14 protein-coding genes are annotated in these 17,075 nt (G+C 59.0%); 4 read left to right on the top strand and 10 right to left on the bottom strand.

Translation table 11 applies throughout. The features are described from left to right. Nucleotides 1-22: 22 nt before the first annotated feature. A complete protein-coding gene (locus NKJ67_RS15105; RefSeq protein WP_023736285.1) occupies nucleotides 23-1,351 on the bottom strand; it encodes a dicarboxylate/amino acid:cation symporter in 1,329 nt (442 codons plus the stop codon). A 1,281-nt stretch (nucleotides 1,352-2,632) separates the two neighbouring features. Here NKJ67_RS15105 and nifA (NKJ67_RS15100) point away from each other — a divergent pair. The 3 genes from nifA (NKJ67_RS15100) (at nucleotide 2,633) to NKJ67_RS15090 (ending at nucleotide 6,887) form a co-directional block, all read left to right on the top strand. Next, the gene (nifA, locus tag NKJ67_RS15100) at nucleotides 2,633-4,399 is read left to right on the top strand and encodes a nif-specific transcriptional activator NifA (protein WP_050591526.1); all 1,767 of its coding nucleotides are present in this window, start codon (nucleotides 2,633-2,635) and stop codon (nucleotides 4,397-4,399) included. Between the two features lie 218 nt (nucleotides 4,400-4,617). After that, nucleotides 4,618-5,757 carry a histidinol-phosphate transaminase gene (gene hisC, locus NKJ67_RS15095; RefSeq protein WP_352441435.1) on the top strand — a complete coding sequence of 380 codons (1,140 nt, stop codon included), beginning with the start codon at nucleotides 4,618-4,620 and terminating at the stop codon, nucleotides 5,755-5,757. Nucleotides 5,758-5,846: 89 nt separating this feature from the next. Further along, complete coding sequence (locus NKJ67_RS15090) at nucleotides 5,847-6,887, top strand: LLM class flavin-dependent oxidoreductase (RefSeq protein ID WP_023736289.1); 1,041 nt, start codon at nucleotides 5,847-5,849, stop codon at nucleotides 6,885-6,887. Nucleotides 6,888-7,487: 600 nt separating this feature from the next. On the opposite strand, the gene NKJ67_RS15085 is transcribed toward NKJ67_RS15090, so the two are convergent. The 7 genes from NKJ67_RS15085 to nifB all read right to left on the bottom strand — a co-directional run bounded on the left by NKJ67_RS15085 (nucleotide 7,488) and on the right by nifB (nucleotide 14,520). Next, nucleotides 7,488-9,380: an ABC transporter ATP-binding protein gene (locus NKJ67_RS15085; protein ID WP_352581875.1), complete on the bottom strand. Its 1,893-nt coding sequence runs from the start codon at nucleotides 9,378-9,380 to the stop codon at nucleotides 7,488-7,490. A 22-nt stretch (nucleotides 9,381-9,402) separates the two neighbouring features. Next, entirely contained in the window at nucleotides 9,403-11,247 is a 1,845-nt protein-coding gene (locus NKJ67_RS15080; RefSeq protein WP_352581812.1) for an ABC transporter ATP-binding protein, read from the bottom strand. Between the two features lie 72 nt (nucleotides 11,248-11,319). Then, a complete protein-coding gene (locus NKJ67_RS15075; protein ID WP_352581811.1) occupies nucleotides 11,320-12,225 on the bottom strand; it encodes an SIR2 family NAD-dependent protein deacylase in 906 nt (301 codons plus the stop codon). Nucleotides 12,226-12,258: 33 nt separating this feature from the next. After that, nucleotides 12,259-12,471 carry a putative nitrogen fixation protein NifT gene (gene nifT, locus NKJ67_RS15070; protein WP_023813715.1) on the bottom strand — a complete coding sequence of 71 codons (213 nt, stop codon included), beginning with the start codon at nucleotides 12,469-12,471 and terminating at the stop codon, nucleotides 12,259-12,261. Further along, on the bottom strand, nucleotides 12,468-12,785 hold the full coding sequence (locus NKJ67_RS15065; protein WP_352581810.1) for a nitrogen fixation protein NifZ: 318 nt from the start codon (nucleotides 12,783-12,785) through the stop codon (nucleotides 12,468-12,470). The genes nifT and NKJ67_RS15065 overlap by 4 nt, the downstream gene beginning before the upstream one ends. A 96-nt stretch (nucleotides 12,786-12,881) precedes the next feature. Next, nucleotides 12,882-13,076 carry a 4Fe-4S dicluster domain-containing protein gene (locus NKJ67_RS15060; RefSeq protein ID WP_023672218.1) on the bottom strand — a complete coding sequence of 65 codons (195 nt, stop codon included), beginning with the start codon at nucleotides 13,074-13,076 and terminating at the stop codon, nucleotides 12,882-12,884. 31 nt (nucleotides 13,077-13,107) lie between these two features. After that, on the bottom strand, nucleotides 13,108-14,520 hold the full coding sequence (gene nifB / locus NKJ67_RS15055) for a nitrogenase cofactor biosynthesis protein NifB (protein ID WP_352581809.1): 1,413 nt from the start codon (nucleotides 14,518-14,520) through the stop codon (nucleotides 13,108-13,110). Here nifB and NKJ67_RS15050 point away from each other — a divergent pair. Continuing rightward, nucleotides 14,435-14,608 carry a hypothetical protein gene (locus NKJ67_RS15050; RefSeq protein WP_352581879.1) on the top strand — a complete coding sequence of 58 codons (174 nt, stop codon included), beginning with the start codon at nucleotides 14,435-14,437 and terminating at the stop codon, nucleotides 14,606-14,608. The genes nifB and NKJ67_RS15050 overlap by 86 nt on opposite strands. Nucleotides 14,609-14,825: 217 nt before the next feature. Here the strand turns inward: NKJ67_RS15050 and nifA (NKJ67_RS15045) are convergent, their stop codons facing one another. Together nifA (NKJ67_RS15045) and NKJ67_RS15040 are read right to left on the bottom strand one after the other, a co-directional pair. Continuing rightward, a complete protein-coding gene (gene nifA / locus NKJ67_RS15045) occupies nucleotides 14,826-16,589 on the bottom strand; it encodes a nif-specific transcriptional activator NifA (protein WP_502905222.1) in 1,764 nt (587 codons plus the stop codon). Between the two features lie 179 nt (nucleotides 16,590-16,768). Next, nucleotides 16,769-17,068, bottom strand: coding sequence for a ferredoxin family protein (locus NKJ67_RS15040; protein WP_023678245.1), 300 nt, complete (start codon nucleotides 17,066-17,068; stop codon nucleotides 16,769-16,771). Between the last annotated feature and the right edge of the window lie 7 nt (nucleotides 17,069-17,075).

The following is a 17,075-nucleotide window of genomic DNA, read 5'->3' as shown; positions in this document are numbered from 1 at the left end:
AACAGGTCGTGGACCGCCCACCTTACTTGGAGGAGGGTAGCCGGTTTGATGCCTTGGCAAGCTGATGACCGCAGAAGGCGGCTTTCATCTGTGCTCGGTCCAATTCTCCTTCCCAGCGGGCGACGACGAGGGATGCCACTGCGTTGCCGACGCAATTCGTCAGCGCCCGGCATTCGGACATGAAGCGGTCGATGCCGAGTATCAGTGCCATCCCAGCAACGGGAACACTCGGAACTACGGCGAGCGTAGCCGCCAGGGTGATGAAGCCCGCGCCTGTGACACCTGCAGCGCCCTTGGAGGAAAGCATTGCTACGAGCAGCAGCAGCACCTGATCGCCGATGGACAGATCCGTGTTCGTCGCCTGCGCGATGAAGAGGGCCGCCAGCGTCATGTAGATATTCGTGCCGTCCAGATTGAATGAGTATCCGGCCGGGATGACGAGACCCACAACCGAACGCCTGGCGCCCGCCTTCTCCATTTTCTGCATCAGCGAAGGGAGCGCCGCCTCCGAGGAGGACGTTGCGAGGACAAGCAGCAGCTCTTCCTTGATGTAGCGAATGAGAGAACAGATCGAGAAGCCGTTGTAGCGACAGACCGCGCCGAGAACCCCGAACACGAAGAGGAAGGCGGTGAAATAGAACGTCGCGACCAGCATCGCGAGGTTGACCACCGAACCGATGCCATATCTGCCGATGGTGAAGGCCATTGCGCCAAAAGCGCCGATCGGCGCGGCCTTCATCAGAATTCCAACGAGCTTGAAGACAGGCGCGATGAGCGCCTGAAGGAAGCAAACGACAGGCTTGCCCGGCTCGCCGGCCATCGCAAGCGCCATGCCGAACAGAACCGAGAAGAACAGCACCTGCAGGATGTCGCCTTCCGCGAAGGCACCGACGATCGTTGGCGGGATGATGTTCATCAGAAAGCCGGTGACCGACTGCTCGCTGGCTTTTGCGGCATAGGTATTCACGGCCTGGACATCGAGCGAGGCCGGATCAATGTTGAGGCCGGCGCCAGGCTGGACGACATTGGCGACGATGAGGCCGACGATCAGCGCGAGCGTCGAGAAGGTGAGGAAATAGACCATTGCTTTACCGGCGACCCGGCCGACCTTATGAAGATCGTTCATGCCGGCAATGCCGGTGGCAATTGTCAGGAAGATGACAGGCGCGATGATCATCTTGACCAGCTTGATGAAGGCATCACCCAGCGGCTTCAGGCTCTCGCCGGTCTCCGGATAAAAATAGCCAATTGCGACGCCGAGCGCGATGGCGGCAAGCACCTGGGCGTAGAGCTTGGTGTAGAAGGGTTTGCGGGGCGCGGGACTCGCGCCGCGGACTTGTGCAGCTGACACTGTTTCTCTCTCCCTGACCGGATCGAGGTGGCGTGACTTCTCCCGGGCTTCTCCCTATCGCGGCGCTCCGGTCGAACGCTGCACCAACGCCGCCGCAATACCCATGCCAGATGAATCCGCATGACCTGAACTGACGTGGGCTCGCCAATGATGGAGGAATGCGGTGTCAGACCAGCGGGATGGCCGCGGTCCGGCACGCCCTTGATGGGCTCTGGCAGAGTGCTGCCGGTCGATCCCTCTGGCTAGCGGTTTTGCTGCACAGAGCGTGGTGGGGTTCCTCGTTTTAGCCGGCTTTGGACCGGGCCGCATCGCTGGCGCCAGCGCGTACCAAATAGGTCGCCTGTTCATAAGCCCGTCCAGATGACAGGCTAACTTACCCCTGTTCGGAAGCGCTGTGAGAGGCGAGTTCCTCTCGCCGGAACGCCTGCGCCACATGACGAAATCCGTTGGTCTAGAGGAGGCCGAGAGCTTCGCTTTCCCTGACTAGCCGTGGCACCCATGATGGAATGAATGCGCTGGCACAAGGCGGGAACGACGAGGGTCCAGCACGACCCGTTGATGTTCACTGACAGAGTGCTGCCAGTCGATCCCTCTGGCTCGCGGTTCATCGGTGGCATCAGAGCCGAGAATGGCTGTGCTCTTTGCAGCGCTCCCGCTGCATGAAAGCCACGTCGAGACGTAGAGATTGACGCCCTTGGCGCTGACCACGACGATGCGATCTGGAAATTGCGAGCACCGCCTACCAAGCCGTACTCGACGCCAGCTTCGCGCCTTCACACGCGACACCGCCGCCGTATGATCAACTCGAGCAAAATGGCGGTTGCCGCAAACGACCAGTGCCGTTGGCGGTTATTATCACTTCCGCCCCTCCGTCGCGGGCGCTGGTGAATGGCACGGCCCGGCTTTTACACTCGGCGCGGTCAGCCGCTCGGGCACCGCATCGCCGGCGCAAGTATTTCCGTCGTTCAACGGCAAAAACAGAATTGATGAATTCTATCATATGCCGCGAGGTTTCCTTTCACGAATGAAAGAAAGCTCGATTGACTATCCCGCCTCGCTCCAGTCTGTTGAAAACAACGTGTGGTTGCCTTGGTGCAAGCCGAGACCATGGCCAAGCTTCGTGGAGGGGAGAGCCAAGCGATGCATCAGGGTTCGATCCGCTTTGCACTCGACCAAACGGCGGCGGCACGAGTTCACGTCGGAGTATTTTCGCGCTTGCTCGCGACGTCGCGGGCGCACATGCCGCCGGCCTACGTTTGATGGCGCGAGATCGAGGATCACATGCACCACAACATTCGCAAATCAGAACAAAATGCCAGCGAGTGCGGCATATCGCTGCCGGATGCGATAAGGGGTTGTCCAACGTCCGAGACGAATCCTGCGAATGGGGCATTGCACGAGCGCGCCCTCACCGGAATCTTCGAAATATCGAAAATACTCACCGGTCCCGCCCGGCTCGAACTCACGTTGGCCAAGGTCGTTGATCTCCTGCACTCGTTAGTGCAGATGCGGCACGGCATCATCACTCTCTGCGATGCCGAGGCCGGACTGGACATCACCGTGGCCAGCGACTGCGACACGAACAGCAATGAGCCCTCCCGGTCGCGCGTGCCGCGCAACGCCATCGATCAGATTGTGACGACGGACACGCCGCTCATCGCCGAGGACATAGCGATGCATCCGGCCTTCACTGCCGCTGACATTGAGGTGCTTGGGGCCTCCGACACCGTGTCGTTCATCGGCGTTCCCATTCGTGTTGATGGGAACGCCGTAGGCGCGCTGACTGTGGACAGGGCTTTGGAAAGCAGGTCAAGCTATCGGCTCGATTACGATGTCCGACTGCTCACCATGATTGCCAACATGGTGGGACAGACAGTCAAGTTGCACCGCTTCTGCGCGGGGGACCGCGAGCGACCGCCGGAGTTGGAAGATCGGCTGCAGACGAAATTTTCCGATGTTAAGCACCCTGCACCCCGGCGCAAAAAGGTTCATGTCGAGGGGATGATTGGTGACAGTCCGGCGATAAGCGCGCTGCTGGAGAAGATCGCGATCGTAGCCAAGGCAAAAACCACGGTTCTGTTGCGAGGCGAGTCCGGTACCGGGAAGGAGCTGGCTGCCAAGGCAATTCACGAGTTGTCGCCGCGCGCCAAGCGGCCCTTCGTTAAACTCAATTGTGCAGCGCTCCCAGAGACAGTCCTGGAATCCGAATTGTTCGGTCATGAGAAGGGTGCCTTCACAAGCGCATTCAATTCCCGCAAGGGGCGCTTTGAGCTCGCTGACAAGGGGACGTTGTTTCTGGATGAGATTGGCGAGATCTCGGCCTCGTTCCAGGCAAAGCTGCTGCGCGTGCTGCAGGAGCAGGAGTTTGAGCGCGTCGGCAGCAATCAGACCATCAAGGTCGATGTTCGCGTGATTGCCGCCACGAACAGGAACCTGGAAGAGGCGGTTGCAAGGAATGAGTTCCGCGCCGACCTATACTACCGCATCAACGTGGTTCCCTTGCTGGTACCAGCATTGCGCCAGAGGCGCAGCGATATTCCGCTGCTCGCAGCTGAGTTTCTCAAGAAGTTCAACGACGAGAACGGCTGTACGCTTACCTTCGATCCGTGTGCGATTGAAGTGCTGATGAAATGTGAGTTTCCCGGCAACATTCGCGAGCTTGAAAATTGCGTGCACCGGACAGCGATCCTGGCCGAGGGACTATCAATCGGGAGAAACGACTTTGCCTGCTCCCAAGGCCAATGCTTTGCCGAGGCGCTGTGGAAGTGCAGATCGGGCAAGGCCGCGATGCAACCAGCGCCGATCCTGCCGGAGTCAGCGAATCCGGCCACGCCGCCGGATGCGGCAGCCTGTTCGGCCGCGACCACAGTCCCGCGTGCCGGCGCAACACACCCAATTGGTGCGAGGACCCCCGACATAGAGCGCGTCATTGCTGCCATGGAAAGATGTGGCTGGGTGCAGGCAAAGGCAGCGCGCCTCCTTGGACTGACCCCGCGCCAGATTGGCTACGTGCTGAGGAAATACGGCGTCGAGATCAAGCGTATCTGAAACCGAGGAGATGAGCTGAGCTGCTTAGCGCCTTGCGGCAGCGATGCAGGTCCGCGTCCGCTTCCACTCGATTCATCGAGGACAGCCTGGCCGAATTCCCGTGTCTGCGTTGCGACCATCGTGTGAGAGGCAACGCTTCCATCGTCAATCCTGTCCGCCATGTTGCTCTCGTTGCGAGCTCATACGGATGCCCCTGGTGACTAAAACGGAGTTAAAATATGTCCGATGCAAAACTGCAAACTGTGCTTTCGGCTCTTCCGCCAGTGACGCGACAGTTAGATGCTCTGCCGTCCAACGGACCAGCACCGGACGGAAATTTTGTCAAGCTGAATACGAATGAGAACCCGTTTCCGTTGCCGCCAATCATAATGCAAAGTGCAGTGGCGGCCCTCAAGTGCCAGTATCTATATCCGGATGACGATAACATCAGCTTGAGGGAAGCGGCGTCCAGCACCTATGGCGTTTCCAGGGATCAGGTCATCGCAGGCAACGGGTCGTCTGAACTGCTCGGACTGATCTACAGAGCTTTCCTCGCGCCTGGCGACAAGGTTGCGATGATGTCGCCAGGGTTTTCGTTCAACCGCAAACTTGCCATGATTCAGGGCGCCGAGTTTCTCGAAATCGGATGTCAAGCTCATTCCCTGCCAATGGAGCAATTGCTTTCCGGTCCGGCAAAAGACGCCAAGTTCATTATGTTGGCCAATCCAAACAATCCGACCGGAACATTCCTCCCGATAAGCGATATCGAACGCCTCGTAGCACAATCAGACCGCTTGGTTGTCCTTGATGAAGCCTACGTCGACTTTGCACCCGATCATGGCCTGCGCCTCATCAACCAGTATCCGAACGTTCTGATCTTGAGGTCATTCTCGAAAAGCTATGCCGCCGCCGGCATTCGCGTCGGTTTCGGTTTCGGTCACCCTGAAATTATTGGCAGGCTGCGAAACATCCAGAACGTCTTCAACATGAACGTCATCGGGCATGCCGTTGGTATCAGCGTGCTTGCGCATCGCGGCGCCTACGCAGAGAACCACAAGCACATCAAGGATGAACGAGAGCGAGTGACAGTCGCGCTGTCGCAACTCGGATTTTCCGTAACGCCCTCCCGCGCAAATTTCTTGCTGGCCCGTGTGCCCGCGGGACAGGACGGCTCATGGTGGCAAGCAGCATTGGAAAGGCAAAAGATACTTGTCGCGTTTTTTCCGGACAAAGGCTTGGAACACTGCATCCGCGTCAGCATCGGCACAAAAGAGCAGATGGATGCATTTCTTGCTGCCGCTGGCGACATTGCTGGAAGCTTAACGGTGCCAAGCTCCAAGGGCAGGGAAGCGTCAGGCTCTGCTTCTTCGTTACGCTGACGTTAATCGGCGATCACACACATCTCTTCCGACTTGCTTGGTCATCCCAACAAGAGAACAGCCTGCTTTTAAAATCGGGGACTTATCGAGTGACAAACGTCTTTCCTTCAAACCTAGCGTTCGGCATCTTCGATCATCTGGACGAGGATGGCCGCGACATCGGTCGGCAGTACGAAGATCGCCTGATATTAGCAGAGGCGTGCGATCAGCTAGGGTTCTATGCCTATCATCTCGCAGAACACCACTGTACTCCCCATGGGAGAGGTCCATCGCCGAATCTGTTCTTATCGAGCGTCGCCCAGCGCACCCGGCGCTTGCGTCTCGGACCCTTGGTGATGCTGCTTGCGCTTTATCATCCGCTGCGTGCGTTCGAAGAGATCTGTATGCTGGACCAGTTGAGCGGTGGCAGGCTCGAACTGGGCATAGGGCGCGGTGCTCTCCCGATCGAATTGGGCTACTTCGGGATTGGTGCGGACGCGGTGCCGGGCCGTTATGCTGAAGCCAGCGAAATCCTCATGGAAATACTTGTTAATCCGATGAAGGTCGGCACGCTATGCTATCAAGGCCGCCATTTTGATCTCAATGACGTTCCTTTGACGCTAAGACCTCATCAGCGTCCACATCCGCCGACATGGGTCGCTGCCAATCGACCCGAGTCCGCAGCTTGGGCGGCTGCGAATGGAACCAATATCGCGTGTGTAGGACCTTCCTCTTCTGTTCGCAAAACTACTGATGCGTTCCGCGCCTATCGAGAGGACAACGCTGGCGCGGGGGATCAGGCGCAATTTATCGGATTGCTCCGCATGGTCGTGGTTGGGCGTTGTGACACACATGCCTATTCGCTCGCGGCACCTGCTTACGAACGCTGGCTCAAGAGCTTCCAATTCCTTTACGAGCTTAACGCTATCCCCACTCCACCAAACCTGCCGCTGACCTTCGATGCGGCAGTCGAGAGTGAATTGTGCGTGGTAGGATCAGCAGAATCTGTGCGAAAAGCTCTGTTAGGTCAGTTGGAAGAGGCAGGTGCCAACTACCTGCTTTGTCAACTGGCATTTGGAAATCTGCCGCTAGATGCTTCCCTGTACACTGCGACGACCATCCAATCCGAAATCATGGCTCGACTTGGCTGACCATGAAATTCGCAGTCTGAGGTTGAATCGTTGTACAGCGCTCCCTCACATCCACGTGCTCTAGCGTGCACGTGGTGGGGACGGGCAATCGGGAGGGAGGCCAAACTGACGACGAGCCGGCGGCACAGAATACCAGGTTTGTGCGTTGGCTGGCGTCTGGGCCATCTTGTGAACCTGCATGATCCTAAGGAGATGATGGCCGAGCGCGTCACAATGCAGGCACGCGTCTGCTCGTCGCGCTCGCGCTAGCCGTTGCCCATAGCCCGCCGCAGAGGTTCTTCTCGCCCGGGGCGGCGTCGGTGCGGCGCCTCCAGCTTCATCAGCGGCCCGGCGGTAGCAAAGCCGCCACTCGCTTCGGCGCTGTTGAGGGCGCGCTCGCGAGCGGCTTTGCTACGCCCAGCCACCACCAGGAGCGAGCTCGCCCGATGATGGGGTGCACTGCGGTCGGGATACGATGCTGGAGGAAATCGTTCGCAGCCGGTCTTCACGAACTGCGAGGAGTGCTTGTCCTTGAATGCTGCCTGCTGGCCGTCTGCGGTGCCTGAGTGGTCCGCCGACACGCCCGAAAGTCAACGCCACTACCACAAGGCCGCCAAAAAGTCAGGTCTGGGAGCCAGCTTGCACGGTGGTCTCGTGTTCGGGGATGTCGTCGAAGGAGGCATAGTTGAGATAGTAGAGTTTGGAATACAGGCCGCCCATGGCTATTAGCTCATCGTGGTTGCCAGTCGCAACAACTTGGCCATTCTGAAGCACGATGATGCGGTCGGCCCCCCGGATCGTGGCGAGGCGGTGGGCGATGACGAGGCCAGTCCGCCCTTCAAGCAGCTTGATCAGAGCCTTCTGAATCTGCAATTCCGTGTAGCTGTCGATGTTGGCGGTCGCTTCGTCGAGCACGAGGATCTTGGCGTCAGCGACGAGGGCCCGGGCGAAACTGATAAGCTGGCGCTGGCCAAGAGATAAGTTGTCGCCGCGTTCGCCAAGTTGGGTCTCATACCCGTCGGCGAGGCTCATGACGAAGTCATGCGCGCCGACCGCCGTCGCCGCCTCGATCACCTTGTCGCGCGTGGCTTCCGTCTTCTGGTATCGAATGTTCTCGAAGACCGTCCCGGTGAACAGGAATGGCTCCTGCAGCACCATGGCGACCTGGCGGCCGAGCGATTCTTGGGTGAGGTCGCGCACATCATGCCCGCCGACCAGCACCTGACCCTGCTGAACATCATAGAAGCGGTGGACCAGGGCCATCGCACTCGATTTGCCAGAACCGCTCGGTCCGACCAGTGCGACCGTCTCGCCGGGGTTGACCCTGAAGGAGACATTTTTCAGAACCGAACGGTTCGGATCGTAGCCGAATGTGACGTCCCTAAACTCGACCGAGCCGTCCATTTCGGGCGAAAGTACCTCGGCATTGGGTTTGTCCTGAACATCGATCTTGACATCGAGCACATCGGTCAGGCGCTTGCCTGAGGCCATGGCGCGCTGCATGATCGAATATTGCAAGGTGAGTGAGCGGATCGGGTCAAAGAAGCGCTGGATGTAAAACAGGTAGGCTACCAACACGCCCACATCTATACGGCTATTCACGACCATCGAGCCGCCGACCACAATAACGGCGGCCAAGGCGAGGCCCGTGAGGCCATCGACGATAGGCACCATGACCAGTGCATATCTGGCAGCGATCAGTTGGGTCCTGAGGTTGGCATGGGCCCGGTCGTCGAAAAGAATGAAATTCACCTGCTGGCGATCCATCGACTGTATGGTCCGCACGCCGTGAATGGCTTCGGCCAGCGCGCCATTGACGACGGAATTGGTTTCGTGTGCAGCCATGAAGGCGTCGCGGGCACGCGGCAGCCAGACAATGCGGACGATCACCAGGATCGGCAGAACCGACAGCGTCAGGAGGCCGAGGCGAAAGTCGAGCCACAGCATTACGAAAACGATGCCGAAGAGAAGCGCAACATCGCCTAGGGAATATACCGAGGTTTCCAGGAACTCCTGTATGGAGTTAACGTCGCCTTGCAGCCGCGACATCAGGCGTCCGACCTCAGTCTTGTCCATGAAAGAGAGCGAAACCTTTTGCAGATGGCCAAACATGGCGCGGCGGATGTCGAACAGGACAGTTTCGGCAATTTTCCCATCCAAGGTTTCCTGCATGTAACCGGCGGCGAAATTGACCAAAATCGCCGAAAGGAACGCGCCGACGGCCGCAAGCTGGGCTGAGCGATCGGTCCCTGCCGGGTTCATGCCGTTGTCGATCGCGTAGCGGATGATCAAGGGGATGAGAAGCTGCGTCCCGGTGAAGATCAGCATCGCGACAATCGTGACAACTACCTTTGCCCGATAGGGATGGACGAAGCCCCAGATCCGGCGGAGGATGCTCTTGTCGAAAGCCCGGCCGAACATCTCCTCCTCGATCCGGTGCGAGCCGACGACCGCGCGCGGAGGGCGTCTGCCGTCGTCACGGTCGGCTTCGAGTTCGCCGGGGCCCTGGTCCATCAGCGGGCGCCCCCATACTGGGTCATATGCTATCACCTGGGCGCGTCTGGAGATCGTAAAGGGCCCTGTAGCGTCCCCGCTTCGCCAGAAGCTCTTCATGCGTGCCGCGTTCTACGATTTCGCCGTTATCGACAAAAAGGATCTGATCGGCATGCAGAAGCGCACTCAGCCGGTGCGCGATGATGATCGTCACCCGATCCTTGGCGAAGCGCCGCGTCGCCGCGCGAATGCGCTGCTCGGTGCCGGCATCGATCGCGGCCATCGAGTCGTCGAAAACGACGACAGAGGGGCGCAGCATCATGGTGCGAGCAATCGTGAGACGCTGGCGCTGGCCGCCAGAGAGAGAGACGCCGCGTTCGCCCACGACCGTCTCATACCCTGCTGGGAGCCCGAGGATGTAGTTGTGGAGCTGGGCGAATTCGCCAGCGCGTTCAATTCGCTGTCTCTTCGCCCAGGGGTCGCCATAAGCGATGTTGTTCTCAATCGTGGTGGTGAACAGGAACGCATCCTGCTGTACAACGGCAACCGCCTTGCGAAGGCTCTCGAGGGTGACATTGCGTATGTCCTGGCCGTCCAACGTGATGGCGCCACCGGTCACGTCGTAAAAGCGGGGGATCAGATGAGCCATCGTCGATTTGCCGGAACCCTGCGGACCGACGATCGCGATCGTCTCGCCTCTCCGGGCCTCAAAGCTGAGGTTCTTCAGAATGGCGCGGTTTTCGACATTGGGGTACGCAAATGAGACATTGTGGAAGCGCAGAGTGCCGTCGCTTATCTCAAGCGGTCTGGCCTCGAGAGCATCCCTGATCGTGATCTCCTGATCGAGGAGACCGAAAAGCCGCGAACCGCAGCTGGAAGCGCGGGCAAAGGCATTGACCATGAGGCCGATCTGGCGGACTGGCATTTGCAGGATGGTCATGAAGGTCAGGAAGGTCGCCATCGTTCCGACGCTGATCTCGCCAGCGATGAGCTTGTTGCCACCGATCCAAAGCACCAATCCCATTGCGAAAAAGAAGGACAAGGTCATCGCCGACGTGCTGGGTACGTAGATGTCAACGAGATCGTTGGCGAGGCCGAGCGCGGTCTTGGAAGCGCGGTCGAACTTCAGCATCTCATAGGATTGAGCCGCAAAAGCGCGGACCACGCGGATGCCTGCGAGATTTTCCTTCATCACGCGGCTTAGTACCGAAAGGCGCTCATAGAGGTCGAGCCAGGTGGCGCGCAGCCTAAGCTGTGTGGTCGATGAGCGCCAGGCGACAAAAGGCACGAAGCTCAGCGCGACCAGGCCGAGCATGAGATCGATCGAGATCATCATGTAAGCGCCGATCCCGATCAGCATGGTGAGCAGGACCACGCGAACGAGCGCGGTGGAAAAATACATCCGCACGCCTTGGAGATCGAGCATTCCGATGGTGATCAGATCGCCTGAATGGACCCGATCGTGAAAGGAAAAGCTGAGACGCTGGATCTTGTCGTAGTAGGCGAGCCGCAGTTCGTACGCGACATGATGCCCGACGGCTTCGGCAAAATAGTTCTGCGCCATCGTGAAAAGGCCGCGTAGCGCGCTGACGGCGAGCAGCAGGAGAGCCGGGGTCCAGAGCGCTTGTCCTGCCGCGCTCCCGGCGACACCGCCCCCGATGGCTGTCTGGGCCTGGTCGACAGCCCGGCCGAGAAGCTGGGGAATGAGCAACTGGAGGATTGCCGCCATGATCGTCGAGCCCATAGCGAAGGCGACCTGCCAGGGATGCCGAAAATTCATACGCGTTATGCGCAACAGCGTACTCAAATCCCGGCCCCAGCGCGCCGCTTCAACATGGGTCAACGAATTCAGAGCGTCCGTTGCGCTGCCGACAGCATCACTGTTCACGGGTGTATTCCCGACTGCATTTTGCGCCTTCGAGGAAAGCCGAAGGACGCATCATCAAAGGCGACCGCCATTTTAATCCTGTCCACAACCTGCAGCCTTGCCCGTTCCCAGAAGCCGAGCCGCCGCTTGACTAAGTGGCATGTCGATCACCGTGATTCCGCTTGCCGCAAGGAAACGCGCTTCGTTTCTGGTCAGGGTTTCCGCGTCCATTACGGTGCAATAGGGACCGCGGGAGCGCTTCATGATCTGTCTGGCGTAGGTGCGCAGCATCTGATCGTTGAAGCGGCAGCCAACGAAGAAAAATCCACGGGTGATGCGCCGTTCCTTCACCACGTCAGGGATAGGTGTCTGGATATCAATTTCGGTCAGGACTTCGACATAGTCGGAATCTGCGACGAGAAAGTTTTGCGAGGGCCTACTACTCCCGTGAGGTGCATAGAGGACCGTCTTTGCCCCCGATCGGGCGTCGAGCTCCCTCCCGGACAAATCGTAGGTTTTTGTCCAAATGTTGCCGATTTCGTTCGCCCGCGTGACGCCTTGTATCTCAACGACGTCCGTTCGGCCGCTCTCCACGAGAGCCGTGCGCATCGCGCTGTCATACCAGCTGTCGATGATGAGGGAGAGCGGCAACCTTGCGAGCCAGGCGTGGAGGAGGGTTGGCCTCACCGGCGCTGCGAATATCTCGGTCATCCAAGCTTGAAGCGTCCGGCGATGCCGGCGCTGTTCGATGAACTGCGCAACCGACCACATATTGGTGCGGATCCTGGAAGGGGCGGGCGCCCGTGCATTGAGTGCCGCGGCAACGACCTCCGGATTATGCGGCACAGGCGGTTCCGCACAGTTGAACCCAAGAAGACCCGGACCGAGATAGGGGATCACCTCATCGGCGGCGAGCGCTGCCTTCGCCAGGTCAAGCAGCTTATCGGCAAAACTGTCCCGCACTATGACAAGGTGGCCCGATGTCAGGATCGTATTCATGCTCGTTTCCTCGCGACGCACTTAGCGGCAGCATCAGTCCTCTTCGGAAACCTTCCTGGCCTCGACAGTGATCGGCAGACGCGTATCCCGTGGGAGATCGGGTAAGACGAGCCGCCACCCGTTCCGGAGCGTGATAGTTCCGCCCCACAACTCTTCCTTCTCAAGCTTGATGATCGGCTCTTCGAGGTCTTTTTTGGGGACATACGCCGACAAGCCAGCATCGGTCCTGCGGATCATGACTTTCATCTGGCCGTCCCTTCATTGGAATTGCTTGCAGCACTGCAGGACTCGGCTTTCTCGAGGCTCATCAGTTCACGCGCTCGCATGCCGACGACGGTGCCACGGTCGATCCACTCGACCGCATAGATGAAGAACTGCTGGAGAAAGGTGCCGATGTCGCGCACATATCCCTCGTCGCCCTTGCGCACGAGATTTTCGCCGATCTCCCTGCCAGGATAGGTGCCGTCATTCTTTATGTGGCGAGTGGCACGTACCCGCTCTCCCGGCATGAATCGTGGAGGCCTGCGGATTTCGATCTCCTCTTCGCGTCCGAGCGACATGTCCGTTCCCTGATTTCTCTTGCGGCTGCAGGTTGTGAACAAGGCGTTGCAGGCGTCCTGCGTAGGCAGCCCCGCCCATGTCGGCAGCCCATGTGGTCACGCAGGAACGCAGGTCTTCGGCACCGGACATACCGAGGCACATTGCTGCGCATCGAAGACCCCCTCGCATTCGGTGCACTTCTGTGACTCGATCACGTAGCTCTCGCCTTTGAACTTGATCGCGCCGGAAGGACATTCGAATTCGCAGGCGCCGCATTGGGTGCATTGGGATGCGATGATCTTGAAAGCCATTTTAACTCCTGGTCCGAATGGATGAGACAGCTCAGGCCGTCGCCGCGAGTGCGGGGGCCCCTGACGCGGCGGTGTAAATCGCGCTGATTGCCGTCTCGATATAGTCATGGGCACAAGCGTCGGTGGCTCTGATTCCAGCGTCCGCGAGCTGATCCTGCGGGCAAGTTCCAATCCTGGCGCACAGCACGATATCTATGCCTTGAAGGGCTGCGACGATGCCACCGAGGGCGGCTTCCTTGCCCAAGCCGCCGAGGCAATACTTCTCCACCTTGCGATGCCCGACAAAGCTGATCCCTCTCGGCGAGGCTTCGTAAACCTGGAATTCCTTCGCATGGCCGAAATGTTCGTTGACGCGGCCGCCGCCCTTGGTCGCCACCGCGAAGAGGACGGCTTTGCCGGGCCTCGCTGCCTTGACCAATCCGATCGCTTCACTTCTGGCCGCCACGTGATCACGGCGCTCCTGCGCGACCAGCTCCCGATAGGCGTTACGCTTGCTGGCATCGTAGGTGACCTCGCCGGGAATCCGGTCGGCCCTGAATTCCTGGCCACGATCCTCGCCAAGCATGCCGACGGCATCTGCCCGGCACTGCCGGCAGTGGCGCATCAACTGGGCGCCGCCTTCGAGACGATCCTGAAGAGCCTTCAGCTCCATTGCGTTTGGGCCGCGCTGCCCACTCAGTCCGTAATGCGTGCCGTGCGCCGGGTCCGAAATCAGCGGCATGAGGTTGTGCAGGAACGCGCCTCGCTCCTTGACCCATCTATTCACCTCGATCAGATGCTCATCGTTCACGCCAGGAATCATCACCGAATTGATTTTGGTGAGGATGCCGCGCGCGGTCAGCATCTCCAGGCCCAACATCTGCCGCTCGTGCAGCATCCGGGCGGCTTCGAGGCCGACGTAGCGGCGATGGTCGTAAAAGATCCAAGGATAGATCTTTGTACCGACCTCAGGGTCGACCATGTTGATGGTGATCGTCACGTGATCGACATTCATGTCGGCAAGCTCATCGACATGGTCCGGTAGCGCGAGCCCATTCGTGGAGATGCAAAACTTGATGTCTGGGATTTCCCTGGCGACCCTGGCGAAGGTCGCCTTCGTCTTCTTCCAGTCGTAACAGGCATCGCCCGGTCCGGCGATGCCGAGCACGGAAAGCTGCGGCACCTCGCTGGCGACCGCGATCACCTTGCGTAGCGCCTGGTCGGGCGTCAGCTTTTCAGAGGCCACCCCAGGCCGGCTTTCGTTGGCGCAATCATATTTGCGATTGCAGTAGTTGCACTGGATATTGCAGCCCGGCGCGACCGCGACGTGCATGCGCGCGAAATAGTGATGCGCCTCTTCTGAAAAGCAGGGGTGATCCTTGATCTTCTCCCAGACAGCCGGATCCGTGTCGTCGGGCTTTGTCGACGAGCCGCAGGACGAAGAGGCGCAGCCACCAGCTTTCATGGTGCCAAGCAACTGGTCACCGAATGTCGTGCTGAGGCTCTCAAGCGAAATTGCCGGTGCGGACATGAACGGCTCCGTTGCTGCGTGATGTCGCAGTCCAAAGCGCAAGAGCTATGCCAGCTCAAAGAGCTGTTTCGGTTCACGAATAGGCTTGTCGTGTCAGATTCCTTCGGATTGCTCCGACAAACCTTTGTCGGGCTTACGACAGTGGACACGCAAATAGGGTCGCGAGGCTAGCAGCCTCGGGCGCGCAGAGTGTGAGCGAGACCACTCCGGGCTGCTTACGGTTGACGTCATCACGACGTCTAGAATTTCTTCACCACGATACCATGCCGGCGCAGGGCGTAGCCGACTTGCCGCGGCGTGAGGCCGAGGATACGAGCCGCCCTGGCCTGGACCCAACCGGCCTTGTCCATCGCGTCGATCACCCGGTCGCGTTCCGCCAGACGCGGGGGACAAGCGGGATCGTTCGGATCGCCGGCCGTAAGGGGAGATATCTTGCCTGCGGAGGCACCGATGCAACTGGCCGGCAGCCGCAATCCGACCGGCACTGCGTTGACCCGTGCGAGATCGTCGATGGCATTGCCGCCATTCGAGCGGTCGGCTCGCTTCCAGAGGAGCCAGGAAAGGCACTGGCCCTTCTTACAGGCGAAATCGGATGGAGTGATCGTCCTTGAGCGCGCAAGTGTGGCCGTCCTTTGGACGCAGTTCTCCAGCTCGCGGACGTTACCAGGGAAGTAACATTGCGAGATCAGGTCAAGCGCCGGCGCCGCGAAGGCTAGTGCGCGATCGTTCTCCTTGTTGAACCGGTTGAGGAAGGCGTTCGCAAGGCGTGGAATATCGCCGGTTCGCTCTCTGAGCGGAGGCAGGATAATTGGCACGACATTGATGCGGTAATAAAGGTCGGCCCTGAACTCCCCTTTTATGACGGCCGTCTCGAGGTCCTTGTTGGTGGCGCATATGAGGCGCACGTCGACCTGTAGCGTTTTGGTGCCGCCGACTCGCTCCAACTCGCCTTCCTGCAAGACACGCAACAGCTTGGCTTGAAAGGCCGGCGAAATCTCGCCGATTTCATCAAGTAGCAGCGTTCCCTCATTTGCCAATTCAAAACGACCGGCGCGCTGGGAGATAGCACCCGTGAAAGCGCCCTTTTCATGCCCAAACAGTTCTGACTCCAGAACGCTTTCAGACAGTGCGGCGCAGTTCAATTTGACGAAAGACTTCTTCCTCCGACGTGAGAGCTTATGGATGGCCTGCGCAAAGAATTCCTTGCCGGTGCCGCTTTCACCCCGAAGAAGCACGGTGGAATTGGTCCCTGCTACGACCGAGACGGTTTCGAGCACCTGCTTGAGTGCGGGGCTTTCCCCGATGATCCCGTCGATTTTGGCATCCGCATGCCGGGCAGGGTCGTAGGTCCTCCCCTCGTTGGGCGATTTCTCCGGTCCCGATTGCTCATGGCCACACCGCTGACGATCTGTACTCAGGGCGCGATGGAGGCGGATGGTCCGGCCGACAAGGTTGGCGACCATCGTCAGGAAATAAATGTCCTCGTCGTCGCGAAAGTCGGTGGCGCCGTCTCCGGCGCGGTCGATCGACAATGTCCCAAGGATATCATGATCAGCCTTTAGCGGGATACCGATAAAGGCAATTGGGATGGTTCCGATGCTCGAAGACGTTTGAAGGTCAGCCTGAAATAGTTGGGACTTGCGCACGTCCGGTATGAAGAGCGGCGTCCCCGTAGCGACGATTTGATCTGTTACGGCCTGTGGTATGACGCGGCGAGTGCCTGATTGACGTACGTGGGTATTGCCGGCAGTCGCGGCAATCTCCAGCTCTCCTTCAGCGTCCAGGACGACGATTGCTCCGTGACGCATCTGCAGAAATGAAGGCAGGACGTTCACGACATTGGCGAGCGTAATCTCCAGCTCGCTGGGGGCGGTCAGCACCTTCGATATCTCGTAGAGTCCTCTGAGCGCGATATCTGATTGGGGCATGCTTTTGATGGGCGGTTCAGGGCGGGTCTCCCGAGGTCCAACCTCGTCGACCCGATCTTGCGGTCCGTGGGTCATGGAAACACCTCAGGGGTTGTCGTCCAGAGTGCTCCTCCTTTTTTATCTGAATTCTGAAAGCACAGTATTCACGAGCTTCTCTTCGTCGAAGCGACGATCGAAGCAACGAAGATAGACTTGGCGTTGGGCGAGACCTAAACTGTATCAAGATCAACCCTCTTAATACGTGCGTGCGTCGGTCATCCGAATTTGAAGAGGACTCCGAAACCGCCGCGTGGATAGTTCCACTCGATCTCGCCACTGGTCTCACACAAAATCCGGCAGGTGCCGCACTCCATGCAGCCGTCAGCAGTGATCTCCACTTGACCTTTGTCGTTCAACTCATAACATTTCGCCGGGCAGACGTGGGTAAGCGCGAGCAAGTTCGCGCTTGGCCTCTCGTGCGGTCGCACTTTGATATGCGGGCGGCCGGAATCCACCAAGTAGCGGTTCTGGTAAAGCTTGTCCTCGACACGTGACTTTGTCACTGCGATCGTCATTTCGTCT

This window comes from Mesorhizobium sp. M0088 (assembly GCF_040322895.1).
Lineage (GTDB): Bacteria > Pseudomonadota > Alphaproteobacteria > Rhizobiales > Rhizobiaceae > Mesorhizobium.
The sequence above is the reverse complement of the archived record's forward strand: the minus strand, read 5'-3'. Positions and strand labels throughout refer to the sequence as shown.